The sequence below is a fragment of the Streptomyces sp. CBMA123 genome (assembly GCF_014596465.1).
GTDB lineage: Bacteria > Actinomycetota > Actinomycetes > Streptomycetales > Streptomycetaceae > Kitasatospora.
The window spans coordinates 39289-60557 of record NZ_MECK01000046.1 but is presented as its reverse complement, the minus strand read 5'-3'; the positions used below and the strand labels follow the sequence as shown (position 1 = coordinate 60557).

Sequence of the window (21269 nt, the reverse complement as noted above, 5' to 3'; positions counted from 1 at the left end):
TCAGCTCAACTGAGTCAGCTCACTCTCGATCGCGCCCAGCACCCGGTCCTCAACTTCGGGGATGCCGATCTTCGTGATGATGTCCCGGAAGAATCCGCGCAGGACCAGGCGCCGCGCTTGGTCCTCGTCGATTCCACGAGACATCAGGTAGAACAGCTGGTCATCCTCGAAGCGGCCGGTCGCGCTTGCGTGGCCGGCGCCGACGATGTCACCGATCTCGATCTCAAGGTTCGGGACCGCATCGGCACGGGCGCCCGGCGACAGCAGGATGTTCCTGTTGGCCACGTAGGTGTCCGTGCCCCGGGCCGCGGAACGAATGAGGGCATTGCCGATCCACACGCTGCGCGAATCCCGGCCGTGCACGGCGCACTTGTAGTTGACCCTGGACGTGCAACTCGGGGCAACGTGGTCGGCGATGGGCCGGTGTTCGATGTGCTGGCCGCCCTTCGAGAAGACCAGGCCGGCCAGCTCCGCGTCCGCTCCGGGCGCACCGAAGGTCAGGGTGGGGCTGATGCGGACGACCGCGCCGCCAAGGCTGACGGTGGTCAGCCTCAGCTTGGCGTGATGTCCGAGGCTGGTGTGGTGCGCGGAGACGTGGACGGCATCCGGGTTCCACTCGTGGAGGACCACCACCGCCAGGTCGGCGCTCTCTTCTACAACCAGCTCGACGTTGTCTGCGAAGGTCCCCGAGCCGGAGTAGCTCAACACGACGGTGGCCTTGCTGAACCGGCCGGCGCGGATCGTGACGTGCCCGTATGCTGCACTGCCCTCACCGGGGCCGTTGACGCCGACCATGACGGGCTGAGCCACCACCGCATCCGGCGGGACGGTCACCAGAAGCGCGTGCGCATGGCTGCGCCATGCCTGGGCCGCCACACGGTCGGCCGGGGCAATGGCAGTGCCGATGCGAGAGTCGCCAACCGCGAGGACCTGAACGCCGACTCCGTTCTCGGCCTGGCCGGCGGGGCCGGTGTAGAGGCCGTTGTCGCGGTGTACGGCGGTCCCGTCATGCAGCCCGCCCAGGCGGTGCAGCGGGGTGAACCGCCAGTCCTCCTCCCGGCCCGCCGGGATTTCAAAGGCCTCAAGATCGCGAGAAGTGAAGCGGTGGATAGCGGACAACGTCAGAACGTCGCCACCACCGTGAGCAGCCGCTTCGTGTCGTTCGTCGGGGAGCTTCATCCCGGCAGCCTACAGCGAACTGCGGCCTACAGAACGCCAGTTGGTTTATGTGATCGATGCGCCGTCGTCATCGCGGAGTGCGCGCTTCTCATCACGATGAAGGGGCGCTGCACCAGTCCGATCGCCGGGCTCGCCCAAGCGAGCCCCGACCAAAGAGGAGGGCAGCCACTTCGGGCTCGACGGCCGGGCGCTCTCCGCGGACACCCAGACCGTGCGGGAGGCCTACGCGTGGCCCGGCGTCCACTCCCCCGAGGCCCTTCGGAACGCTCCACAAAAGCATCTTTCGCATACAAACCAAAACCAAATGTGGATTATTGCCGGATTGAACTGTTGAACCATCACACAGATAGCGTCGAACGATGAGCCAGAACTCGGACCTACACGCGCAAATCGCTGCCGACAAGGCGGCATTGAATCTCGCAGCGGTCTCCCAGGTCATGCTTCCCGACTCCACAGTCCCCCGAGCCGTGGCGGACCAGCTGTCCAGGGATCAGCTGATCTCGGAGCTGATGGCACTCCAACACCAGTACGACCTGACACCGGACCAGGCTGCGGCTGAGCTGCTGCGGTCGCTGACCCTCCTCTCGGCCGCACTGCTCTTCGAGGTCTCAGCCCTCGCCGAGATGCCGGTGAAGAAGATGGTAGAGATCCGCCGGATGGAACTCATGTACGGGGGTTCGGGGCCGACGTTGGAGTAGACCTTCGGCCCCAACAACAGCAGAGGGCCCCCTGCCGGCTCAGCAGGGGGCCCTCTGTATGTACCTCAGTCGTTCTCCTTGAGGTAGGAGTCGACGATGTGCTTGGGGATGGCGCCGCGATCGTTGACCTCCATGCCCTTCCCCTTCGCCCAGGCTCGAACGGCAGATGCGTCGGGCCTCGACTTGCCGGCCGAGCGGCTGTTCCTCTTAGGCGCCGGGGCGGTCGCCACCGCTGCGGCCTCCCGCTGAATGGCATGCGTGGACAGGAACTCGTCCAGTTCGGCCTTCGCCTTCTCGTAGGCGGTCAGCTTGGTCTCAAGCTGGGTAATCACCTTCTTGTCGCCGAGCTCCCCCCGGTAGGTGACGCCGTCAACGTTCACCTTGACCTGCTGAACTACTTCAATCGGCATTGCAGACTCCTTCTGTGGTGCCTGAATGCTAATCCTAGTTCAGTAACCCTTCCAACACTTTCCACCACATCGAGTGGCCACCACGTTGTCAATGGAGCCGTAGGTGTCTGCCGCGTACGCGCTGGCGGCACAGATGTTCGCTACCGGGTCAGTGATGTTCCAGGACGTTCCCGGAACGTGGTACGCCCGGAACGTGGTGGGAACGACCTGCATCAGGCCCCTGCTGTTGTTCCAGGCCCTGGCATTCAAGTCGTCGTAGTTCGTCGCGTCCGGGTCTCCCCCGGACTCGTGCTCGATGGCCACCTTGATGGCGCTGGCGGAGCCGGGTATGCCCCGGGTGTGCATCACATCAACGGCCTCGGCCACCCATCCGTTCAGATTGTCTGAGTAGGAGGGCTTCGAAGACCTCTGCGGCGGTTCAGGAGCTGGTAGGTCAGAAGGTGTCGGCACCAGGGGTGAAGGCGGTACCGGAGAAGTCTCCGAAGAACTCGGTGAAGGGTCTGGTAGAGCAGTGGAAGGCGCCGGAGGCTCGGGCAGGGCCTCTTCCGGGCCCTCGGCCTGCGTGCTGGGTGCTGCGGCCGGCATTACGGACGCGGCGAGAAGTGTGACACCTCCCAGCACTACCGTCGTGGTCTGTATCAGGCGTTCCTTCATGCAAGCCCCGCCCTGTGGTGCCTCCGACACAGGCTTCGGTAGGTGTCCATGTCGCCGACTTCAACCAGCTCGCCCGAGTGCACCATCACGCCGCCTCGGACGCGGGCGGTGTGCGTGGCCGTCCGCCCGCACCAGCACAGCGTCTTGACCGGCAACTCCTCCACGCGGTCAGCCACCTCCAGGAGCCTCTTCGAGGCCGGGAACAGGAGGCCGCGGAAGTCGGTCCGAAGGCCGAAGGCGTACACGTCGAGCCCCAGGCCGTCTACGGCGTCCGCCAGGTGGTTAATCTGCTTCGGCGTGTAGAACTGGGCCTCGTCGGCGATCACGTACGGGATCGGTTCGGTGACCTCTGCCAGCACTGCAAGGAGGTCGTACAGATCCATCCGGTCGGTGACCTCGATGGCTCTGGCCCGGAGGCCGAGACGGGAAGAGATGATCCCCGCGCCGGCCCGGCCTCCCTTCGTGAACATCACGCCGTCGCCGCCGAGCGAGTGGTTGAGCTGGAGAGCCAGCGTCGACTTACCGCCGTCCATCACGCCGAGATAGGCGACCAGCTCAGGCATGTTCGTCTTCCTCGGCTACGTTGCCGATGCAGGTCAGGAAGTAGTCCTGGTGCTTGTCCCCGTACCGGAGTGCCAGATTGATGAATCGCTCGGGGTTGTCGCCCAGGCCTTCGACGTCGCTCAGGACACAGGTGAAGCGGTAGCTCTTCACTTCTTCAGCTCCCCTCGGATTCCGTTGACGATCCAGACCAGGACCCAACACCCCTGCACCACCGGGAAGGCAAGGTGCATCTGGAGGCCGACAATGACCATCGCCGTGTTGGCGAGGATGTTCAGGACGGTCGCGAAGCGTCCGTTGGCCTCGATGACGCCCAGAAGCAGGGCCAGAACACCCCATGCGAAGCAGACGAGTTCGGCGATCAGGCCGAGGGTCGAAGGGCTCACTTCTTCTCCTTGAGGAAGCTGGAGACGATGGCCTCACCGATGTAGCCGACACCGGAGTCGGTGATGAGTGTCGGCACGGCGTAGACGTCGTGCTGACCCATCTTCTTCAGCGATCCGGCTGCGGTGATGTCGACTACTTCGGTGCCGGGGAATGCTTCGAGAACCAGGGGCTTGACTCGGCTGCACGGCTGGCAACTCGGGCTGGTGAAGAGAATCATCAGTGCTTCGTGTCCTTGTCGTAGATGGCACCCCAAGGGCGCCCTTCTGCTATGTCTGCATCAGTCGGGATCAGCAGGCCATTCATGGTGAACTGCATGATCTCTGCGGCCTGCTTGGCCAATTCCGCGGCTCGTTCCTTCGGGAACGAGAAGACGATTTCGTCATGGATGATCAAGCGGACCCAGGGCGTGAAGCCGGCACGGTCGAGTTCGATGACCGCCCTGGCGGTGATGTCCCTCGCGGCACTTTGGATCGCATAGTTGAGGGCGGCGTACGGACGGTCCCGGTCGACCATCAGGCGATGACCGGTGGCCGTGTAGATGTAGCCCTTCCTCCGAGCTTCCTTCTGGAGCTGGTCGGCGAGCACCCGTACACCGGGGTAGGTCCGCCAGAAGCCCTTGACCGCCTTCTTGGCCTCTTCGACGCTGACGCCGGCCTGCTCGTGGACGGCCTGCCAGCCGCCGCCGAAGGCCACGCAGAAGTTCGTGGTCTTCCCCGCCTTGCGGCTCACACCCGCAGCGTCCGCCGTCATCTGGTGAAGGTCCGCGTCGTTCCGGAACGCCTCCAACAGCGTCTGGTCACCCGACAGGGCCGCCATGACGCGGAGCTCCATGTTCCCGTAGTCAATAGACACGGTGACGTGTCCCGGCTCCGCCAGGAAGCAATTCCGAACGAAGGCCTCTCCGGCTGGGAGAGTCTGGGCCGGGATACCCGTGCAGGACATCCGGAACGTCCGGGCACCTGCTGTATTGATGGAAGCGTGGCAGCGGTTCGAGCTGTCCCGTTGCTCCAGGAAACGCAGGAACCAGGTCTTGGCCCACTTTCCGCACTTCTTCGCCTTGATGACGGCCTGGGCCAGCGGATCGGCCGGGAACGACGACAGGATCGCGTCGTCCACCTTCCACTTGCCGGTCGGCGTCTTCTCGGTGAGCTTGTGCCCCCGCTCGATCAGCGCTTCGGCAACCTGGTCGGTGGAGTTGACGCTGTCAACACCCAGCTCCGCCGCGACCCGGCACCAGCGCTCGGCCTCGGAGATGAGCTTGTCCGCCTCCCGGCGGGTGTAGGCCTCATCGAGGATGTAGCCCTGGCGCTCGATCTTGGCGCAGACATGGGCGAGCCGGTGTTCCCAGCTCATGAGCCCACGCTTCTTCGAGCGGGCCGGGACCAGGCGCCGCAGCGTCCGGTAGAGCCGGAACGCCAAGACCGGGTCCATACCGGCGTAGAGGTTGAAGCCGTGGTGCTCCAGCGGCACGACCGGCCACACCTCGGACTTCTTGACTCCCAGTTCCTTGGCGATGGCCGTCATGGAGCCCTTGACCTCTTCGGCCACCACGGGATCGATGTAGTGCTTCGTCGCCTCTTCGAGCTTGTGTCCCGGGCCGCCCTCCTTGACGGCTCGGGAGTCGACCAGCTTCCCGAGCAGCACCGTGTCCCAGGACTTCGGGGCCAGCTCCTCCATGCGAACGCCCAGGGTCTCTTCGACCACATGCATGTCGTACGTGCCGTTGTGGGCGATCAGTCGCTTGATGGTCCGCAGGGCCCACCGCACCGCCGTACGGTAGTTGTCGCCGGGGACTTCCTTCTCGACCGGGATGACGAACGACTCGGAGCCGTTGCCGAACTGGGCTAGACGTATTCGGAACGTCCCGACCTTCGCGTCCCACCAGTTGAGACCTGTGGTTTCGGTGTCCCAGGCGCAGAGGTCCTGGTTCGCCTCGATGAACTTCTTGAACTGCGCCAGATCTGAAGGGTCTTCGACCACATTGATCCGGACTGGATCGTTCTTGATCCGGTACTCAATGACCTTCAAACCCTTGCCTCACTCGTTCATATTCGGCACCTCGCACGCGGGGCAAGGCTCGATCTCGGGCAGGTCGGCGTCCGGCGGGAAGGACTCCGCGAACTCGTACAGGCATTCACCGCAGAAGTAGCTGACCAGAATGCTGTTAAGCGTCGACATGGCCAGAGACCCTTTCCATTTCTTCACCGCAGCCGGGGCAGGTCTCACGCTCGGTAAAGCCTTCGAAGGGCCCCCAGATCATGCGCTGATTCCCGCATTCGCATTCGTAGATGCTGGTCGACATCAGCTCTTGATCTCCCCGCTGATCATCATCTCGACCAGCATTCCGGCCTGCTTGCGGGTGAGGCCGGCTCGGATCGCCTTCCAGCGCACCTTCCCGGCGGCCTCGGCGATCCGCTCGTAGGCGCGCTGGCTCTGCTCGATCTGAGCAACGACCGCTTCCCGCAGGGCTTCATCCAGGGCGTCATCGAGGTCAATCACAGTCCAGCTCCATCTCGTAGGCCTGGTCTCCCAGGGCCTCGCCGATCTGATCCCGGAGCGTCATGGCCGTAGCCCGGCTGAGGTGCAGTGTGGTGGCGGAGCTGCTGTTCTCGTTGAGGTGAATGCCTGAGATGAGGATTGCCCGCTCTCCCTTCGGGCCGATGGTGTGCGCGGCGTCGGTCTTGTTCACCACCACGCCGTAGTGCCGGGCGGAGCGCTTTCGGTTCGGGTTCCTCAGCATTTCGCCGGGGATGTAGGTCCAACTCATGGCGCCTCCCAGGGGTGGGAGCGGGGGCCCCGAAGGGCCCTCCGCTCCGCAAGTCAACTTTTAGGGCAGATTGAAGTAATCAGCGCTTCACCGTGAACTTCCCCGTCTTCTTGTCCAGGAAGGCTGGCGGGCACTTCTCCTCCCCGGCCCGCTCGTCAGCGTTGCAGAAGTACGCCTCCCAGGTGCCCTTGGCGACGTGGCTCCGGTTCCCGTGAGTACAGGTGAGGTCACCCTTGTGGCCGCCCTCCGAGCTGCCCGCCTGCTGGACCCGGCCACCGGAGAACGACGGCTGGCCCGCCGGCTTCTCGGCCTTCGGAGGGGCGAGGGTGACGACGTAGGCGCTCGCCTTGCCCATCGCCTCCAGCAGGCCCGACTGCTTGGCCTCACCGATCTTGCGCTTCAGGCCCTCGGCCGAGTCATCGCGTACGACAAGCCACGGGGCGTCGTATCCGGCACCGAACTTCAGGGTCGCGCAGAATCCTTCGTTGTCGGCAGTCGCAGGGGTAGTCATAGGCCTCTCCTCAGCAATGGGGTTTTCGGTCAGGGCGGGCTTCTCGTCCCAGGGATTCACATCCGCGAACGGATCGTCATAGTCGAGCACTTGTCCTCCTACTTCCGTTTGTACGTTGATTAACTCCGCCAGTCAACTTTTAGGGCATGCTAAATCGGGCAGGCGCCCGACGCGCAGATCTCGTCATAGCCGGTGTCCTCGACCTCGATACCCAGGCGCTTCGCGTGCGCCTCGTACTCCATGGGAGAGATGCGCTCGTACGGGGCCTGATCCCGGGAGACCTCCGGGAAGATGGTGGCTCCCTTCAGGTCGCCGAGGTAGCCCTTCAGGATCTGCATCAGGTCTTCGACGGTGTATCGGTCGGGGTCGATGTTGGCCGTGAAACTCACGGCCTGATCGGCCCAGGACTGCTGATAGAGGCGCTGCACGTCCAGCATGTTTTCGATGGTGAGTTCACCGGCGTCCTGGACGCCCTCCTCCCCTACCTCCGACACAAGCGGGTCGCGGGTGGGGATCGTGACCACCGTGGTGTTGGCGGCGTACAGGCAGGGCTCGGTGTGGTAGCCCTTCGCCTTGTACTCCTCGACCTGGGCGACCTCACGGGGGTCGACGTTCGAGAAGCGGATGCGGCGAAGGAAGTAGCGCCCGAAGATCGGGTGCACGGCCTCACCGGAGGAGCCGGCCAGCTTGCTGATGGTGCCGGTCGGGGCGATGACCCGCTTCTTCACCGACACCGGGATGCGGAGCTCGTGCGCATACTCCACCGCGGCCTGGTCCACGACTTCAGCCAGTTCCTCCAGGTCCTCGATGACATTCAGGTTGAACGGGGCGCTGGAGTAGGCGATTCCGCGCTTGGCCAGGTAGTCGGCGAAGCCCAGGTGGCCGAGCCCGATCCTACGCATCCGGCCGATCGCCTGCTGGGACTCCGCGTCGGCCACCGGGGCGAACGTGGCCCGGATCAGGTAGCGGGTCATCAGGCGGTGCGCTTCCACCAGCTCGGGCCACTGGATGCCCGAGTCGGTGTCAACGAACGCACCCAGATTGATGGAACCGAGGTTGCAGGGCTCCGCAGGGGTCAGCAGGGCCTCCGCGCACGGGTTCACGGTGAAGGTCCCGTCCGGCTCGCCAACGGCGCTCAGATCGGAATTCCAGAAGCCCGGCTCCCCGTCCCTCAGCATGCCCTCACACAGGGCCCGGTAGACCTGACGGGCCTTGACCTGCTCCTCCTGGTCGAAGACGTTCACCGAGTCGTCCAGGGCCCGGACGAAACGGCTGTCGATCTCCACCGAGATGTTGGTCGTCCAGTGCTTCGACATGTCCCGCTTGCAGTTCAGGAAGTCGTCAATCTCCGGGTCCTCCCAGTGCATGAGGCTCATCCGCGCGGACCGGCGGACGCCGCCGGAGACGATGCACTGGGCGATCTCGTGATCGATCTCCATGCACTGGATGCCGGACAGGCGGCGGTGCGGAGGGGTGTTCTGGATGATCCGGCCGATATTCAGGAGCATCTGGGCGAAGGGCTGGGGGCCGCTCGCGGTGCCTCCGAACTTCTTGAGAGGGGCGCCCTTGCGCCGGATGCGACTCACGTCGTAGACGCGGGTCACGTGCTTCGTCCTGAGGTCGTGCGCGGTCTTGATCAGGTCGGCCAGCGCATCGGCCCAACCCTCCCGGGAGTCCTCGACGGGGAAGGCCCCTGCCCACTTGTGACTGTAGGCGTCCGAGAGAAGGCCGGCCTCCTCCATCTCGTCGTGATCGGAGTGTTCGGGGTCGCACACGATGTGGACCTCGGTGGGCACGGCGACGGCCGGCATGTCCTCCAGGTAGCGGCTGCTGTAGTTGGTGCCGACGCCTCCGCCCTCTGCCAGGCGCGCCATTGTGAAGGAGAAGTGGCGGGCGACGTCGGCGGTATCCCACGGGGCCGCCCAGCAGTTGTTGAGCGCGTAGTCGGCCACGCCGGAGGATCGGAGGTGACGGCCAGCCGGGAGCGCCTTGAAGTCGAGCAGAAGGCGCACCAGGGCTTCGCGCTCGCCTTCCTCGATGTAGCGCTCGGGGACCAGGGCCAGGTTGCCGTTCACCACCCGCTCCACGGTCTGGTCCCAGGTCTCCGAGGTGCCGTCCGGCAGCTCGCGGGAGTAGGTGCGCCGGAACACGGTCTCGGCGGTCTGTGTCTTGAACATGGGACTCTCCTAGAGTCGGATGGAAAGGGTGTTGGTCGAGGCCGCGGTGGTCAGCATCTCGACCAAGGCCGCGCGGGTCTTGGGATCGACGGTGAACTCCAGGCTTTCCGCCGGAGAGGACTTGTGGACCTGGATGTAGGTCAGGGAGTCCGGCTTGTCGTCGTGGACGACGCGGATCTCCACCATCTCGTCGTCGCTGGTGTAGTGCTGGTCCGTCTCGATCACGCCGTCTGCTCCTGCTTCCTGATGTTGCGGTTCATGGCCGTGGTGAGGGCGTCGACGGCCCTCGTCAGCAGCTTCGAGTCCGTGACTTCCTGGTCGTCCACCAGGTGGTTCCAGACCACCTCCCGGTAGCGCGGGGAGATGCACTTCATCCCCTCCATGACGTCACACCGGGCGGGGACCAGATTGTCCGTGACGCGGCAGTGCTGGAGGTCGTCCTTCTTGCCGAGCACCTGGGCGAGCTGGTCGTTGTCGAGCCCGAACGACCGGACCAGGGCTCGGACTTCCTTCGGGGTGTACCAGTACTGGTCATCCACGAGGTTCTGGTAGTCGCGCTCCCGACTCGCGTAGCGCTGGCCGATCGAGCGGAAGACCGTCGCCAGGTAGCCCCGCTCTCGGTCGACCAGCCGGGCCTGGTTCTCGACGACGTGGGTCAGGATCTCCTGGCTCACGTCGTCGGCATCCACGACGGGCCACCGCCGGGCGATCTCCCGGCCGATGTCGGCGGCCAGCTCCTGGACCAGCTCCCAGTCCATCACTTGTACAGCTCTCCTTCCACGATGAAGGAGCCGGCGCGGCTGACGGGGACGACGTTCGCCTGTACCTGGCTCCCGGCGACGTAGAGCAGGCCGAAGGCGCTCTGCCAGTTGGCGAGCCGCGCGGGCCCGAGGTAGCCAGCGCGGGAGACGTCCATGAGGTGGCCGACCTCCACGCCTGTCAGCGTTCGGTGGGCACCCATCCCGGCCGACTCGGAGACGATCCCGGCCCGGTGCGTGTGCCCCATGACGACGCTCTTCTGGAACTTCTTGGCGGCGTTCATCGCGGTACCGCCGGCGGACCGGCTCAGGCTGATTCCGCGGGCGTGCCCGTGAACCGCCATCCACCCAGGCGCGAAGTCGTACTTCACCGGCTCGAAGTCGACACCAAGGTCATCAAGGCAGAGGAGCTGCGGTTCCTGGAACTCGTCGTAGTCGAAGAGGGCCGGGCACTTCTCGACCAGGTACTTGTGGGGGCGTTCGCCGTGGTTCGAGCCCAGCAGCGTGTACTTCCCGTCATACACGGCCCGGACCGGCTCCAGGTGATGGCGGACCGTGTAGGCCGCCTCCTCCTTCACCGTCATGCCGTACTCGGCTCGCCGGCCGGACGACCAACGCGAGGGCGCCGTGTAGTCGGTGATGTCGCCGATGTTGATCACTTCGTCCGGCGCGAACTCGCCGATGAAGCGGATCAGGTTCTTGTTCGCCCGCCGGTTCTCCAGCGGCATCTGGAGATCCGAGATGACGACGATCTTCTTCACTGCATGGCCTCTCGTCGCTGGATCTCACGATTGATGTAATAGAGGGCCTTCCGCAGGTCCTCGATGTCCTTGCCGGTGCCCTTGAGGCCGGCGCGCCAGATGTACTTCGTCGCGTTGCCCAGGGCGAAGTTCATGTGCTCGGTCACCTGGATGCACTCGACGCCGCTCGGGTGGCTCGTGTAGTGCGTCGGGTGGTTCACGGCGTCGTGCTCGGCCGGCCGAACGGGCTCCGGCTTGTCACGGAATGCGGACCGCATGATCTCCTGCTCGCGGGTCAGCTTCGGGAACTCTTCGAGTTCATCGACATCGAAGCAGTAGGTCCCGGTACTGCCTGGGAATCGCACTTCCACGGGCCGGTATTTCCGATCATTGATCGCAACGACCTTTCCCACCTTGCCATTGAAAATACTGTCGAAACCTTCGGGATTCAGAGCAACCTTCACCATTGCTCCGCCAGTCAACTTTTTAGGCATGAAAAAGACCGCACTTCTCCCGCAGGGCATCACGCCCGTACTTCATGTAGAAGCTGTTCACGTCGAGACCGTCACCCATGTCTATGTGCTTGATGTTCGGGAGCTGGCCCGCAAGCTTCTCCGCGAACTTGCGCCCTGGACCGTCTCCGTCTGACAGAACGAGTACCGATTCGTAGCCCATGAACGGCGGCTCGAAGTGGGGCTTCCAGCTGCCGACACCGGGTATGCCGACCGCCGGTATGCCGCAGAGTTCGGCTGTCATGGCGTCGATCTCACCCTCGCAGATCGCCACGACGGGGCTAGCGGTGATCAGCGCCTTGGTGTTGAACATCCGGGTCGGATCGCCCGGCAGGCTCAGGTACTTCGGGTCTTCGTTCCCGATGGCCCGGAAGCGCAGGCTGGCCACCTGGTGGATGCCGCCGGCCGGACGGAAGTAGGGAATCGCCAGTCGGCCGTCAGCCCGGTCATGCCCAGTCTGAGGGGAAGCGACGTATCCGAGGCCGAACTTTCCGGCCACCTCCAGCAGCCCCCGGCTTGCCAGATACGGTTCTGCCGGGCTGTCCTCCAGCTCCGCGTGGTACACCTTGGCCGCCTGCACCATGGCGCTCTGCCGCGATTCCTCGGGCCTCACTGAAACCTACTTCCTCTTCCCTCATGATGACGTCCAACGAGTCCTCGTGAATGTCACACGCGAAACAACTCCATCTGTTCCGCTCGCCGTGCAGTGACGCTGACGGCCTGCTCTCCGGATGGACCGGGCAGAGGATCTTCTGCCACCCTCCGCGGCTCTCGCTGACCGCCGTCTCCGGGTAGTAGTGCCGGAACACACTCAGGATGCTCGGCCGTTCCTGCGGGTCCATAGCCGTCCTTGTAGGTGATCGTGACCGGGAAGTCGTACCTGCGGAACCGGGAGAGGAAGGTATTCCTGTCCCCCCGGTACCTCCGGTAGTTGAAGGCGAGTTCCTTAGCGGGCATCGTCCGCCCCGATCCAGCGGCAGCGACGCCGGTAGGCCATGAAGCCCAGCCGGAGTTCGACGGGGATCTTCCACAGAGGAGTCCCCGGGTCCAGAGCCTGAAGCTCTTCCGGAGTCATTTCGTTTCCTTGCACTTTCAGAATGCCTTTCCCTGCTCCGCCAGTCAACTTTTAGGGCAAAAAAACATCGCTGGCATCGACGTCGGTCAGCCGCATGGTCGAGGTGTTGAAGTCGTACGAGACGAAGGTCTCGCCGCTACTGTCCTCGAACCCTTCCCTGTTCTTGACCGGGGAGATGTGCAGGACTCGGGAGTCCATGCCGTCGATCTCCTTGTGGATGGTCAGGATCAGCGAGGGAACCCGGGAGATCTTGCCCTTCACTCCGGATTGCGGGATTGGCTTGAGACCGTCACTGAACTCCCCGGTGACGTGGTGGAGCGCCAGGACGTGAGCGTGCGTCGTCCGGGCCATCTCGTTCAGGTACTCACACATACCCTCCAGCCCGAAGGTGTAGCTCTCGGCGCTGTCGGCCCCGCCATCCACGTTGGTGATGTTGTCGATGATCACCAAATGCGGCGCGATCCCGAACACTTCGACATAGCTCTTTAGGTGCAGCTCCAGATCCTCCGCCGTCGGCCTGGCGTCGAAGTTGTATCGGAGCCACCAGCGGTCCGCAAGAGCCCGGTCGTAGTCATCGAACTGGTCCTCGCGCAGCTTCCGCTTGAGGGTCTGGGTATCCTCCCCGGTGATCAGGGCCGTTGCCCTGGTGAGCTGGGTGGCCGCATTGCTGTCCGCCGAGAAGTAGAGGGCCGGGATGTTCGGCAGGACGCTCAGATTGGCCGCGAAGACGCTCTTGCCCGTGCCGCCTCCGGCGCAGACGATCGAGAACTCACCCCGCCGGAACTCGACGCCCATCTTCGTCAGGCCCTTGAACGGGCTCGGTATCGGCTCGCCGGCCGCACCCTTGACCCGCTTGGCCTGAGAAAGCGAAATCAATTCATTCTACCTTTCCTCTCGATGATCAATGCAATTGATTTGCTCCGCGAGTCAACTTTTGCGGTAAAAAAAATCGCACTTATGCGACACGTCACAGAATCGGCAGTTGAAGCCAGGCTGCGGCACGAACTCCCCGGCCGTCACGCCCTCGTCCAAGGCCACGAACGCCGCCTCAATCTCCTGATCAGGCATGCTCATCTTCACCGGCCGCGTCAGCCTGTTCTCCTTCGCGAGCCACCAGTCCCCCGCGTGCACCTGCACACCGGGCACCATCCGCCGGAGGGCACTGCCGTAGGCGAAGAGCTGGAACTTGCTCTTCATCGACCCGGTCTTGTTGTCCCTCACGATCAGCGAGCCGTCAGGCCTTTCAAGGACCAGGTCGATGAAACCGACGACGGGCACGCCAGCGAACTCCACGTCGAACCGCAGCTCGATCGCCGGCACTCCCTCCGGGGTCTCCCAGACGCGCTCCAGTCGGCTGTTGGAGTGCGTCACGTACTCGGCCGCCTGCTGCATGCCGAGCTCGTACCTGCGCTCGATATCCTCCTCGGTGCTCCCGCCAACCCGAAGCCAGTCGTCCAGCTCGGGCCACTCCTTCATGCTCTTGTTGATCGCCTCGGTGTAGGCGTCATTGAAGAGGTCCTGGGCGTCGCCCTGGTCCAGGAGGCCGTCCCCCTTCCAGCGGGCCAGCTCAACGTGTTCCGCAGCCGTATGGAAGGCCGTCCCGTGGTGGCTCCACGCCGCCGGCCTGGCCTCCACGCGGTCGATGCGCTGGAGCTTGTAGCGCCAGCTACACCCCTCGAAGTACTGGTTGTGCTGGGAGACGCTGCGCCGCTTCTTGCTCATCGGGTTCCAATCACGGTGGAGTCGAAGTAGGAGAACTCAAGGAAGCCTGTGCTTCCTGGGATCTTCGGGTGAGGCCGGCTTGACTCAACGACCTGCACCAGCTCAGCTCCGCGGGGTATCCGGTCAACGAACTCATGCATGTCTTCTACGTCCTGATCGGTCATCACTTCGGGGTCATACATGAAGACCCATTCAGTTCCATTCCTGCATTTATTGATGATCAACACGATTCCGATCGCTGCCAGGGTCTGCACATGACCCCATCCCGGTTCCCTCGTAAGGGCTGTGACCAGCTCCTCGTTCGCAAACAGCGTCCGAAATTCTGGAGGCACCAGCATGCTGCGCAAAACCTTCCTGAGAGTTTCCTGGGAGGGATTGTTAAACCCCCGGTCACCGAGGGCTTCATCACCTTACATGCCGTCCGCAGGTCAACCAACTCTAAAAGGTTGGTTAAGAAGTGATGAGAGCCACACAGGTTCAGTGCGCCAAATGCATAGGGCGGGGCGTATAGGAGTGGCTACCCCCCAAACGGGACCAAGGTCCTGAAACGGACGGACCTTAGGCATGAAAAAACCCCCGACTTTCGTCAGGGGTTCAGCGGGAGTCAGCTGTGCTGCTGTGGCAAGTCATGCTTCCGGTAGCTCCAGGGCCTTTCGTGCCGTCTCGGAGGGCTCCGGGGCGTCCGCCGGCCACCGAATCGCGAGCCGACCGTCGGACGGCTGCCTGGCCACCTCGGCCCAGCCCGTGGCCGCGTCGTAGTCCAGTACCACTTCCTTGACCGCCAGGAGGTACGCGTAGTTGCGACCGTCTCTTTGGCGGACCGCGGGCACCTCCTCGTCCCCCAGCTGCATGCGCATCCAGTAGCGGAGGTTCACATACGGCAGGGCCTTCCGGTGCTCCTTGCCCACCTCCCACGGCAGCAGGTCCACCAGCGCTCTCGCTATGGGCTTACTGGAGTACCCCATGGCGCGAAGCCGCTTGTTCACGGCCTGCTTGGTGACCCCGTAGAGGTTGCCGATCTCCTCGTGAGTCATGCCCCGCTGGGCCATCTTCAACAGCTCACGGTCGTCGGGGAGTGCAGTCATGACGCGCTTGAGCTCCGTTCCGCTTGATCCTTAACTGCATCCCAAGCTAGCACTCACACAGCATCAGTCCAAGTCCGCCAGTCAACGCAGGCAGAGCAATGTGCCAATGAGTGATTGGGCGTGATCTGGATCACGATTCCAACTTCGGCGCCCTGGTGCCTCACCTCCGGCACCTATGTACTTAGTGAGAGAGAAGAGAGAGAGCGAAGCGAACTCTCAGATCTCGAACGCCCAAGAGAGCAGGACTCCCAAAGGGTCCTGCTTCTACTGGAAAACACCTCCTTCTGTTGAGTCTCTGGTTGAGAATTCAACTCTCGGAAGACTCCAGAGGGCGTCTACCGGCCCGGGCCAGATGCGAAACCCTGGGCCGGTCACGACTTCCAGGGCTACCGCCCTTAGTTGGTGATCCGCTCCGGCGGAGTGCCTGCCATGCGCCCAAGGCGCCGCGCACCGGCAGTCCTGGCCCATTCGTTCAATCTATCAATCCGCCGAGCGGGAGGGCAGATGCCCAGAGCCAAAAGTGTCTGCCTCGTCGGCGGATGTATTCGAACAACCGTTCGAGACGGCCGTTGTACCGAGCACCAGCTCCGCAAGCCATGGGCGAACAGCTCCCGCAGAAACCGGGGAACGATCCCCGGTTGGAGCCGGATCAGGCTCCGAGTTCTCTACCGGGACAGGAAGACCTGCTACCTCTGCCAGTCAACCGGCGCGAACGAGGTTGACCACATCGTCCCGGTTGCCCGGGGCGGAACCCACGACCTCACAAACCTGGCTGCGGTCTGTTCTGCCTGTCACCGACAGAAGACGCAGCGCGAGTCCAGAGGGGGCTGACATGGCCGAGCCCCGCAAGGGATTCCGACGCTGCTCCCGCTGTGAGCGCAACCGGGCGGAGCGCTTCTTCGCTCCCCGCGGCCGGGTCTGTTCGACCTGCCGGAAGCAGGCCGGCCGCAAGGCCGCGCACGAGTCCCGGGTCCAGCGCACCTACGGCCTCCAGGCCGGCGAGTACGACGTCCTCTTCGCCGCCCAGGACGGCCGCTGTGCCATCTGCCTGGAACGCCGGTCCCAGAACCTCTCGGTCGACCACGACCACAACAGCGGTGCGGTGCGCGGCCTGCTCTGCCGCCGTTGCAACAACCAGCTGCTCGGCAAGGGCGCCCGCGACCGCGCCCACGTACTACGCAGGGCGGCGGACTACTTGGACGCCCCGCCGGCTCAAGCCCTGCTGGGCCTGCGAATCCACATCGACAACCAGCAGGCCTAATACTTCCCACCCTCCTCGGAGGGCTCTTCCCCGCTAGCTCAAAGGCAGAGCAGGGCCCTGTTGAGGCCCGGGTTCCTGGTTCGAATCCAGGGCGGGGAGCCACCGGCTACCGGACTGATCACCCGGTGGCCGCAAGGTCGGGTCGCTCCCGGCTGGAGTCGTGGTGTAGACGGCGAGCACCCCGCCCGCGAAGGGCGGAAGAGCAGGTTCGAATCCTGCCGACTCACTCAGGTCCCGTAGCTCAGTAGGTCAGAGCGCTGCCCTGTCACGGCAGAGGCCGCCGGTTCGAGTCCGGCCGGGGCCGCCTTCACCTCTATCCGACACGGAGTCCTGCGCCATGCGTCCCTACACCCTGAACGACGACGACCACAGCGACCAGTACGCGCCTTCCAAGGTGGCGCACGCCCGGGCCGCTCAGCGCCGTTCCTGGCAGCAGGACGCCCTCTTCGAGCTTGAGGACCTGGGCGAGATCTTCGGCTTGTCCGAGGCCACGCTGAAGGCGGTGCGCTGATGGCCGGCCGGGGCCCCGCCCCGAAGCCCAACGCGGTGCGGCGCAACAAGGACCCCTGGTCTCACCAGGCGTCAGCCGAGCCGCTTCCACAGCGGCCCTACCCGCCATGCCACTCGATCTACGAGAACGAATGGCACCCGATGGCCAGGCGCTTCTGGGACGTGTACTCGACGTGCCGTCAGGCCCGTCTCTTCATTGAGACGGACTGGTTCGAGCTTGAGCAGTGCATGAACCTCGTGCACGAGATGTACGTCACCGGGAAGTCGAAGGTGATGCTGGCGGCCGAGATTCGTCAGCGTGTCGCCAAATGGGGCTCGACAGTGGACGACCGTGCACGGTTGCGCATGACGTTCGATGACCTCAACTCGTCTGCCCAGGGTGAGGCGACTGATTCGAAGGTACTCCGGATGGAGCGGTTCAAGAGGCTGGGAGGTGTGTAATGCAGACAGGCAACATACCCTCCGGCATTCCCTCTCCCAAGGAAACTCTCGGCTACGAGATCCTTGAATGGGCCGAGACCTTCCTCGTTCAGCCTGATGGTGAGAGCGCGGGCCAGTCCTGGCAGTTCACCGACGAGCAGATCCGATTCATCCTGTGGTTCTACGCCATCGACAAGCAGGGGAGGTGGCTTTACCGGTCCAGCGCCCTCCGGCGTGCTAAGGGCTGGGGTTTAAAGCAAGACACCTCTTCTCGCATCGCTCGCGATCATCGAATTCATCGGGCCTGCCCGGTTCTCTCACTTTGATCAGGACGGGTATCCGGTAGGTAAGCGCGTTGCCCTGCCGGTCATTCAGATCGCTGCCACCTCCCTGGATCAGACGGCCCAGACCCGGGACATGATCCGGGGAATGCTGGCCTCGGGCCCGGCTCAGGAGACGTACGGGCTGGACATCGGCAAGAGCCTAGTGCAGTTCCGCAGTGGCGATCCCGGCCGCATCGAGTCGGTCACCTCGTCCTCTCGCGGTCTTGAGGGGGCGAGGCCGAGCTTTGTCAGACCCCGGCAGAAACGTTTCTGTCGGGGTCTGGCTTTGCCTAATTCGTCATCATGGACGAGACCCACCACTGGGTCGAGTCAAACCACGGGGTCTACGTCTTCGAGACGCTGGACAGAAATGTCCGCAAGACCTCCGGTGCTGGTTCCCGCTGGGTCCAGACCACCAATGCGTACAACCCGGCCGAGAATTCGGTTGCCCAGCGCGTTGCCGAGTCCACGTCGAAGTCCCGCCTCTACGACTGCCGCGAGGCACCGCGGAACATCGACCTGGACGACGAGGCCGCACTGCTCGCCGGCCTCCGGGAGGCCTACGGAGACTCGCACTGGGTCGACTTCTCCGGCCTGGTGGATGCCATCCAGGACAAGGCCACCACGCCAGCCTCGGTCGCCTACCGGTTCTACCTGAACAACATCGCCGAGGGCGCCGACGGATGGATGTCCAAGGAGGAATGGGATGGAAGCTTTTCTGATTCTGACCCTATATCTCCAGGTGATCAGATCGCTGTGGGATTTGATGGTTCTCTGCGCGGAGACAGTACTGGTCTTGTCGGTTGTCGCCTTCGCGACGGCCGGCTATTTCTACTGGGTCTCTGGGAGAAGCCACGGGAAGCGGGACCGGACTGGGAAGTAGATGTCCTGGGCGTCGAGGCCGCGGTGAAGCGCGCCTTCGAGACGTACAGCGTCGAATGGATGTATTGCGACCCGCCGTACTGGCAGGAACCCATTGGTCGCTGGTCTCTCCAGTACGGAGACGACACGGTCTATGAGTTCTGGACCAACCGCCCGACTCGCATGACGAATGCGATTGAGCGGTTCCGCACTGCCGTTTCCACTGGCGATCTCAGCCATGACGGCAGTGAGCACATTACCCGGCATGTCATGAATGCCGTCACGAGAGAGGTCCCACAGGGACTTCTCATTCAGAAGAACTCCCCGAAGAGCAAGAAGAAGATCGACCTCGCTGTCTGTTCAGTCTTGGCGTTCGAAGCTCGGGCAGACGCAATAGCCGATGGCCGCCTCTTCAAGCGAAGGAGACGAGTAGCTGGTTTCTAGGAGAAGCGCATGGACCCATTCAACCGACCGACGACGCCGCCTGAGTGGCTGGATTGGTTGTATGGGAAGCTGACCCGCAATTGGGCCTCCGGCCAGCGCTTCACCAACTACTACGAGGGCAACCACGAGCTGATGCGGTTCGCCCAGGCCCAGTACTCGAATGCCTTCGGCGAGATCTTCAACAAGTGGGCCGACAACTTCTGTGGCCTGGTGGTCGACAGCGCCAACGAGCGGATGCGCGTCGAAGGGTTCCGGATGACGGACGACCCGTCAGCGGACCGAGACGCACAGGAGATCTGGCAGCGCAACCACATGGACGCGGACTCCAACGCCGCGCACCTGGGCGCCATGGTCACCGGCGCTGCCTTCGCCGTTGTCTGGGCGGACTCGGACGGCCGGCCGACCATCACGGCCGAGTCCAGCGAGCACATCGCGGTCCAGTTCAAGCCCGGATCGAAGCGGGACATCGAGGTCGCCGCGAAGTTCATCACGGACGACTGGGGCCGCCAGACGGCCACTCTGTGGACGGACACCCGCGTCTACACCTTCGACAACGTCAAGGGTGAGTGGGTCAATCCGAAGGTAGGCAGGAATCCCCTTGGGGTATCCCCTGTCATTCCGCTGATCAATCGGAACCGTCTGGCGTCCCCGGTCCTGTGGCATCCCTACTCCGATCTGCATGACATCATCCCGATCCAGGACGCGATCAACAAGACCGTCCAGGACGCCATCGTGGCGTCCGAATACGCCGCCTTCCCTCAGCGTTACGTCACCGGCATGGAGATCACTGAGGACGAGAACGGCAACCCGGTTGCCCCTTTCCAGGTTGCCGTCGACAAGCTTCTCCAGGCCGAGGACCCTGACACTCGTTTCGGTTCCTTCGAAGCAGCCAATTTGGCGAACTACTGCGTCCTGATTGACAAACTCGTCGCCAACATGGCGGCAAAGGCGAAGCTCCCGTTCCATTATTTCCTGTCCGGCGGACTGATCCCATCCGGCGACGCCATCGCCTCCGCCGAAGCCGGTCTCACCTCGAAGACGCGGGAGAGGATGTTGCACTTTGGCGAGGGCTGGGAACGCGCCATGCGCCTGGCCTTCAAGGTGCTCGGTGACCCACGACAGGACGCCTTCCACGCTGAGACGATCTGGGCTGACCCCGAGATCCGCACCGAGGCTCAGCACATTGACGCCTTGATCAAGCAGTCCGCTCTCGGCATTCCGCGGCAGGCTTTGTGGGAGAAGGCGGGCTACACACCCCCGCAGATCCAGCGCTTCAACCGCATGCTGGCGGAGCAGGAGGAACTGCTGCACCGGTACCCGGCGATGCTCGGCCCGGCGAAGGGCGGCGTCGACCTGGCCGGCCTGGCCCAAAAGGCCCCGCAGGGCAACAGTGGGAACGTGAACCGGGAGCTGGCCGAGGCTGGCGGCTCCGTCGCCACGGCGACGAAGGCCCCGGGCGTGGCGTCCACCCGGCCCCGCTCCGCGCCGGCCAAGAACCGCCGTCCGAAGAACAAGCCCGCGTAGGGCGGGCACCCGAACACCGACCACACCGAAGGCCGCCGCCAGGGCGGCCTTCCCCCTTTCCCCGACATGGAGAACACGCATGAGCGACGAGAACCCCGCTTCGCAGGACGGCACCGAGCCGCAGCACACCCCGGACCTCCAGGCCGAGGTGGACAAGTGGCGGTCGCTGGCCCGCAAGCACGAGGCCCGCGCCAAGGAGTCCTTCGCCGAGCTGGAGGCCCTGAAGCCCGAGTTCGACGCCCTCAAGACGGCGTCCCTCTCGGACCAGGAGCTGGCCGTCGAGACCGCCCGCCAGGAAGGCCGGCGATCCGCCGCAGCCGAGTTCGGTACGCGCGTTGCGACCGCCGAGCTGAAGGCAGCCGCCGCGGCTGCGGGGGCCCGGCTCCCGGATGCCGACTTCCTGAATCTCACCCGGTTCGTCGGTGAGGACGGCACCCTCAACTCCGAGGCGATCTCGTCGTTCGTTGATGGCCTCCCGAAGGCACGCAAGAAGCCGGAGTATCGCCAGGATCTCGGCCTTGGTCCTCAGGGTGGCGGAGCTGGCGCGGGTCAGGTCACGCGCGACCAACTCAAGCGCATGTCCCGTCAGGAGATCAGCAAGGCCCGTGCCGAGGGCCGTCTCGACGCGATCATGCGCGGCCAGCTCTGAGCGTCGCTCAGGCATCACCGCACATTTCAATCCCCTAGGGA

At 64.0% G+C, this 21269-nt stretch carries 32 protein-coding genes and 3 tRNA genes; 12 read left to right on the top strand and 23 right to left on the bottom strand.

Annotated elements, in window-relative coordinates; all coding sequences use genetic code 11:
* Nucleotides 1-1179 carry a Fe-S cluster assembly protein SufD gene (gene sufD / locus BG452_RS08100; protein ID WP_188303509.1) on the bottom strand — a complete coding sequence of 393 codons (1179 nt, stop codon included), beginning with the start codon at nt 1177-1179 and terminating at the stop codon, nt 1-3.
* A 359-nt stretch (nt 1180-1538) separates the two neighbouring features.
* Between sufD and BG452_RS08095 the strand changes: the two genes are divergently transcribed.
* On the top strand, nt 1539-1877 hold the full coding sequence (locus BG452_RS08095) for a hypothetical protein (RefSeq protein ID WP_188303508.1): 339 nt from the start codon (nt 1539-1541) through the stop codon (nt 1875-1877).
* 65 nt (nt 1878-1942) lie between these two features.
* Here BG452_RS08095 and BG452_RS08090 read toward each other — a convergent pair whose 3' ends face one another.
* The 22 genes from BG452_RS08090 to BG452_RS07990 form a co-directional block, all read right to left on the bottom strand.
* Nucleotides 1943-2287 carry a histone-like nucleoid-structuring protein Lsr2 gene (locus tag BG452_RS08090; RefSeq protein WP_188303507.1) on the bottom strand — a complete coding sequence of 115 codons (345 nt, stop codon included), beginning with the start codon at nt 2285-2287 and terminating at the stop codon, nt 1943-1945.
* A 39-nt stretch (nt 2288-2326) separates the two neighbouring features.
* Nucleotides 2327-2653: a transglycosylase SLT domain-containing protein gene (locus tag BG452_RS08085; RefSeq protein WP_188303506.1), complete on the bottom strand. Its 327-nt coding sequence runs from the start codon at nt 2651-2653 to the stop codon at nt 2327-2329.
* A gap of 284 nt (nt 2654-2937) precedes the next feature.
* On the bottom strand, nt 2938-3504 hold the full coding sequence (locus tag BG452_RS08080) for a thymidine kinase (RefSeq protein ID WP_188303505.1): 567 nt from the start codon (nt 3502-3504) through the stop codon (nt 2938-2940).
* Nucleotides 3497-3655 carry a hypothetical protein gene (locus tag BG452_RS08075; RefSeq protein WP_188303504.1) on the bottom strand — a complete coding sequence of 53 codons (159 nt, stop codon included), beginning with the start codon at nt 3653-3655 and terminating at the stop codon, nt 3497-3499. The genes BG452_RS08080 and BG452_RS08075 overlap by 8 nt, the downstream gene beginning before the upstream one ends.
* Entirely contained in the window at nt 3652-3888 is a 237-nt protein-coding gene (locus tag BG452_RS08070) for a hypothetical protein (RefSeq protein ID WP_188303503.1), read from the bottom strand. The genes BG452_RS08075 and BG452_RS08070 overlap by 4 nt, the downstream gene beginning before the upstream one ends.
* Nucleotides 3885-4106 (bottom strand): hypothetical protein, encoded by a 222-nt coding sequence (locus tag BG452_RS08065; protein ID WP_188303502.1) that lies wholly within the window; start codon nt 4104-4106, stop codon nt 3885-3887. The genes BG452_RS08070 and BG452_RS08065 overlap by 4 nt, the downstream gene beginning before the upstream one ends.
* Nucleotides 4106-5917, bottom strand: coding sequence for a DNA polymerase (locus tag BG452_RS08060; protein ID WP_188303501.1), 1812 nt, complete (start codon nt 5915-5917; stop codon nt 4106-4108). The genes BG452_RS08065 and BG452_RS08060 overlap by 1 nt, the downstream gene beginning before the upstream one ends.
* Before the next feature lie 9 nt (nt 5918-5926).
* On the bottom strand, nt 5927-6067 hold the full coding sequence (locus BG452_RS08055; RefSeq protein WP_188303500.1) for a hypothetical protein: 141 nt from the start codon (nt 6065-6067) through the stop codon (nt 5927-5929).
* A gap of 123 nt (nt 6068-6190) precedes the next feature.
* Nucleotides 6191-6388 carry a hypothetical protein gene (locus tag BG452_RS08050; protein WP_188303499.1) on the bottom strand — a complete coding sequence of 66 codons (198 nt, stop codon included), beginning with the start codon at nt 6386-6388 and terminating at the stop codon, nt 6191-6193.
* Nucleotides 6381-6656 (bottom strand): hypothetical protein, encoded by a 276-nt coding sequence (locus BG452_RS08045; RefSeq protein WP_188303498.1) that lies wholly within the window; start codon nt 6654-6656, stop codon nt 6381-6383. Before BG452_RS08045 ends, BG452_RS08050 begins: the two co-directional genes overlap by 8 nt.
* Nucleotides 6657-6735: 79 nt before the next feature.
* Entirely contained in the window at nt 6736-7257 is a 522-nt protein-coding gene (locus tag BG452_RS08040; RefSeq protein WP_188303497.1) for a hypothetical protein, read from the bottom strand.
* Nucleotides 7258-7316: 59 nt separating this feature from the next.
* The gene (nrdJ, locus tag BG452_RS08035; protein ID WP_188303496.1) at nt 7317-9344 is read right to left on the bottom strand and encodes a ribonucleoside-triphosphate reductase, adenosylcobalamin-dependent; all 2028 of its coding nucleotides are present in this window, start codon (nt 9342-9344) and stop codon (nt 7317-7319) included.
* Between the two features lie 9 nt (nt 9345-9353).
* The gene (locus tag BG452_RS08030) at nt 9354-9569 is read right to left on the bottom strand and encodes a hypothetical protein (RefSeq protein ID WP_188303495.1); all 216 of its coding nucleotides are present in this window, start codon (nt 9567-9569) and stop codon (nt 9354-9356) included.
* Complete coding sequence (locus BG452_RS08025) at nt 9566-10102, bottom strand: hypothetical protein (protein WP_188303494.1); 537 nt, start codon at nt 10100-10102, stop codon at nt 9566-9568. Before BG452_RS08025 ends, BG452_RS08030 begins: the two co-directional genes overlap by 4 nt.
* Entirely contained in the window at nt 10102-10863 is a 762-nt protein-coding gene (locus BG452_RS08020) for a metallophosphoesterase (RefSeq protein ID WP_188303493.1), read from the bottom strand. Before BG452_RS08020 ends, BG452_RS08025 begins: the two co-directional genes overlap by 1 nt.
* The gene (locus tag BG452_RS47595; RefSeq protein WP_317620945.1) at nt 10860-11306 is read right to left on the bottom strand and encodes a DUF3310 domain-containing protein; all 447 of its coding nucleotides are present in this window, start codon (nt 11304-11306) and stop codon (nt 10860-10862) included. Before BG452_RS47595 ends, BG452_RS08020 begins: the two co-directional genes overlap by 4 nt.
* 22 nt (nt 11307-11328) lie before the next feature.
* Nucleotides 11329-11919 (bottom strand): toprim domain-containing protein, encoded by a 591-nt coding sequence (locus BG452_RS08010; protein WP_411292899.1) that lies wholly within the window; start codon nt 11917-11919, stop codon nt 11329-11331.
* Nucleotides 11801-12196 carry a CHC2 zinc finger domain-containing protein gene (locus tag BG452_RS48045; protein ID WP_223241907.1) on the bottom strand — a complete coding sequence of 132 codons (396 nt, stop codon included), beginning with the start codon at nt 12194-12196 and terminating at the stop codon, nt 11801-11803. Before BG452_RS48045 ends, BG452_RS08010 begins: the two co-directional genes overlap by 119 nt.
* A gap of 284 nt (nt 12197-12480) precedes the next feature.
* On the bottom strand, nt 12481-13305 hold the full coding sequence (locus BG452_RS08005) for an AAA family ATPase (protein WP_188303491.1): 825 nt from the start codon (nt 13303-13305) through the stop codon (nt 12481-12483).
* A gap of 51 nt (nt 13306-13356) precedes the next feature.
* The gene (locus BG452_RS08000) at nt 13357-14151 is read right to left on the bottom strand and encodes a RecB family exonuclease (protein WP_188303490.1); all 795 of its coding nucleotides are present in this window, start codon (nt 14149-14151) and stop codon (nt 13357-13359) included.
* Nucleotides 14148-14489 carry a hypothetical protein gene (locus BG452_RS07995; RefSeq protein WP_188303489.1) on the bottom strand — a complete coding sequence of 114 codons (342 nt, stop codon included), beginning with the start codon at nt 14487-14489 and terminating at the stop codon, nt 14148-14150. Before BG452_RS07995 ends, BG452_RS08000 begins: the two co-directional genes overlap by 4 nt.
* 288 nt (nt 14490-14777) lie before the next feature.
* Complete coding sequence (locus tag BG452_RS07990) at nt 14778-15236, bottom strand: hypothetical protein (RefSeq protein WP_188303488.1); 459 nt, start codon at nt 15234-15236, stop codon at nt 14778-14780.
* 429 nt (nt 15237-15665) lie between these two features.
* Between BG452_RS07990 and BG452_RS48040 the strand changes: the two genes are divergently transcribed.
* The 11 genes from BG452_RS48040 (at nt 15666) to BG452_RS07935 (ending at nt 21228) form a co-directional block, all read left to right on the top strand.
* Complete coding sequence (locus tag BG452_RS48040; protein ID WP_411292900.1) at nt 15666-16067, top strand: HNH endonuclease; 402 nt, start codon at nt 15666-15668, stop codon at nt 16065-16067.
* Between the two features lies 1 nt (nt 16068).
* Nucleotides 16069-16497, top strand: coding sequence for an endonuclease domain-containing protein (locus tag BG452_RS07980; RefSeq protein WP_188303486.1), 429 nt, complete (start codon nt 16069-16071; stop codon nt 16495-16497).
* Nucleotides 16498-16524: 27 nt separating this feature from the next.
* Nucleotides 16525-16599 (top strand) — tRNA-Asn (locus tag BG452_RS07975).
* Between the two features lie 52 nt (nt 16600-16651).
* Nucleotides 16652-16725, top strand: a tRNA-Ser gene (locus BG452_RS07970).
* A gap of 2 nt (nt 16726-16727) precedes the next feature.
* Nucleotides 16728-16801, top strand: a tRNA-Asp gene (locus tag BG452_RS07965).
* Nucleotides 16802-16834: 33 nt separating this feature from the next.
* On the top strand, nt 16835-17008 hold the full coding sequence (locus BG452_RS07960; RefSeq protein ID WP_188303485.1) for a hypothetical protein: 174 nt from the start codon (nt 16835-16837) through the stop codon (nt 17006-17008).
* A gap of 35 nt (nt 17009-17043) precedes the next feature.
* Nucleotides 17044-17448, top strand: coding sequence for a hypothetical protein (locus BG452_RS07955; protein WP_188303484.1), 405 nt, complete (start codon nt 17044-17046; stop codon nt 17446-17448).
* The gene (locus tag BG452_RS07950) at nt 17448-17753 is read left to right on the top strand and encodes a hypothetical protein (RefSeq protein ID WP_188303483.1); all 306 of its coding nucleotides are present in this window, start codon (nt 17448-17450) and stop codon (nt 17751-17753) included. Before BG452_RS07955 ends, BG452_RS07950 begins: the two co-directional genes overlap by 1 nt.
* 300 nt (nt 17754-18053) lie before the next feature.
* Nucleotides 18054-19055: a terminase TerL endonuclease subunit gene (locus tag BG452_RS07945; protein WP_188303482.1), complete on the top strand. Its 1002-nt coding sequence runs from the start codon at nt 18054-18056 to the stop codon at nt 19053-19055.
* 9 nt (nt 19056-19064) lie between these two features.
* Nucleotides 19065-20579 carry a phage portal protein gene (locus BG452_RS07940; protein ID WP_188303481.1) on the top strand — a complete coding sequence of 505 codons (1515 nt, stop codon included), beginning with the start codon at nt 19065-19067 and terminating at the stop codon, nt 20577-20579.
* 79 nt (nt 20580-20658) lie between these two features.
* Nucleotides 20659-21228: a hypothetical protein gene (locus BG452_RS07935; protein ID WP_188303480.1), complete on the top strand. Its 570-nt coding sequence runs from the start codon at nt 20659-20661 to the stop codon at nt 21226-21228.
* The last annotated feature ends 41 nt before the right edge of the window (nt 21229-21269 follow it).

What these genes read in the sequence shown, in the direction of transcription:
- sufD (WP_188303509.1), bottom strand. Translation starts at nt 1,179, where the DNA reads ATGAAGCTCCCCGACGAACGACACGAAGCGGCTGCTCACGGTGGTGGC.
- BG452_RS08065 (WP_188303502.1), bottom strand. Translation starts at nt 4,106, where the DNA reads ATGATTCTCTTCACCAGCCCGAGTTGCCAGCCGTGCAGCCGAGTCAAG.
- BG452_RS08090 (WP_188303507.1), bottom strand. Translation starts at nt 2,287, where the DNA reads ATGCCGATTGAAGTAGTTCAGCAGGTCAAGGTGAACGTTGACGGCGTC.
- BG452_RS08045 (WP_188303498.1), bottom strand. Translation starts at nt 6,656, where the DNA reads ATGAGTTGGACCTACATCCCCGGCGAAATGCTGAGGAACCCGAACCGA.
- BG452_RS08095 (WP_188303508.1), top strand. Translation starts at nt 1,539, where the DNA reads ATGAGCCAGAACTCGGACCTACACGCGCAAATCGCTGCCGACAAGGCG.
- BG452_RS08055 (WP_188303500.1), bottom strand. Translation starts at nt 6,067, where the DNA reads ATGTCGACGCTTAACAGCATTCTGGTCAGCTACTTCTGCGGTGAATGC.
- nrdJ (WP_188303496.1), bottom strand. Translation starts at nt 9,344, where the DNA reads ATGTTCAAGACACAGACCGCCGAGACCGTGTTCCGGCGCACCTACTCC.
- BG452_RS07950 (WP_188303483.1), top strand. Translation starts at nt 17,448, where the DNA reads ATGCAGACAGGCAACATACCCTCCGGCATTCCCTCTCCCAAGGAAACT.
- BG452_RS07940 (WP_188303481.1), top strand. Translation starts at nt 19,065, where the DNA reads ATGGACCCATTCAACCGACCGACGACGCCGCCTGAGTGGCTGGATTGG.
- BG452_RS08080 (WP_188303505.1), bottom strand. Translation starts at nt 3,504, where the DNA reads ATGCCTGAGCTGGTCGCCTATCTCGGCGTGATGGACGGCGGTAAGTCG.
- BG452_RS48040 (WP_411292900.1), top strand. Translation starts at nt 15,666, where the DNA reads ATGCGCCCAAGGCGCCGCGCACCGGCAGTCCTGGCCCATTCGTTCAAT.
- BG452_RS07945 (WP_188303482.1), top strand. Translation starts at nt 18,054, where the DNA reads ATGGACGAGACCCACCACTGGGTCGAGTCAAACCACGGGGTCTACGTC.
- BG452_RS08000 (WP_188303490.1), bottom strand. Translation starts at nt 14,151, where the DNA reads ATGAGCAAGAAGCGGCGCAGCGTCTCCCAGCACAACCAGTACTTCGAG.
- BG452_RS07960 (WP_188303485.1), top strand. Translation starts at nt 16,835, where the DNA reads ATGCGTCCCTACACCCTGAACGACGACGACCACAGCGACCAGTACGCG.
- BG452_RS07935 (WP_188303480.1), top strand. Translation starts at nt 20,659, where the DNA reads ATGAGCGACGAGAACCCCGCTTCGCAGGACGGCACCGAGCCGCAGCAC.
- BG452_RS07995 (WP_188303489.1), bottom strand. Translation starts at nt 14,489, where the DNA reads ATGCTGGTGCCTCCAGAATTTCGGACGCTGTTTGCGAACGAGGAGCTG.
- BG452_RS08025 (WP_188303494.1), bottom strand. Translation starts at nt 10,102, where the DNA reads ATGGACTGGGAGCTGGTCCAGGAGCTGGCCGCCGACATCGGCCGGGAG.
- BG452_RS07980 (WP_188303486.1), top strand. Translation starts at nt 16,069, where the DNA reads ATGGCCGAGCCCCGCAAGGGATTCCGACGCTGCTCCCGCTGTGAGCGC.
- BG452_RS48045 (WP_223241907.1), bottom strand. Translation starts at nt 12,196, where the DNA reads ATGGACCCGCAGGAACGGCCGAGCATCCTGAGTGTGTTCCGGCACTAC.
- BG452_RS07990 (WP_188303488.1), bottom strand. Translation starts at nt 15,236, where the DNA reads ATGACTGCACTCCCCGACGACCGTGAGCTGTTGAAGATGGCCCAGCGG.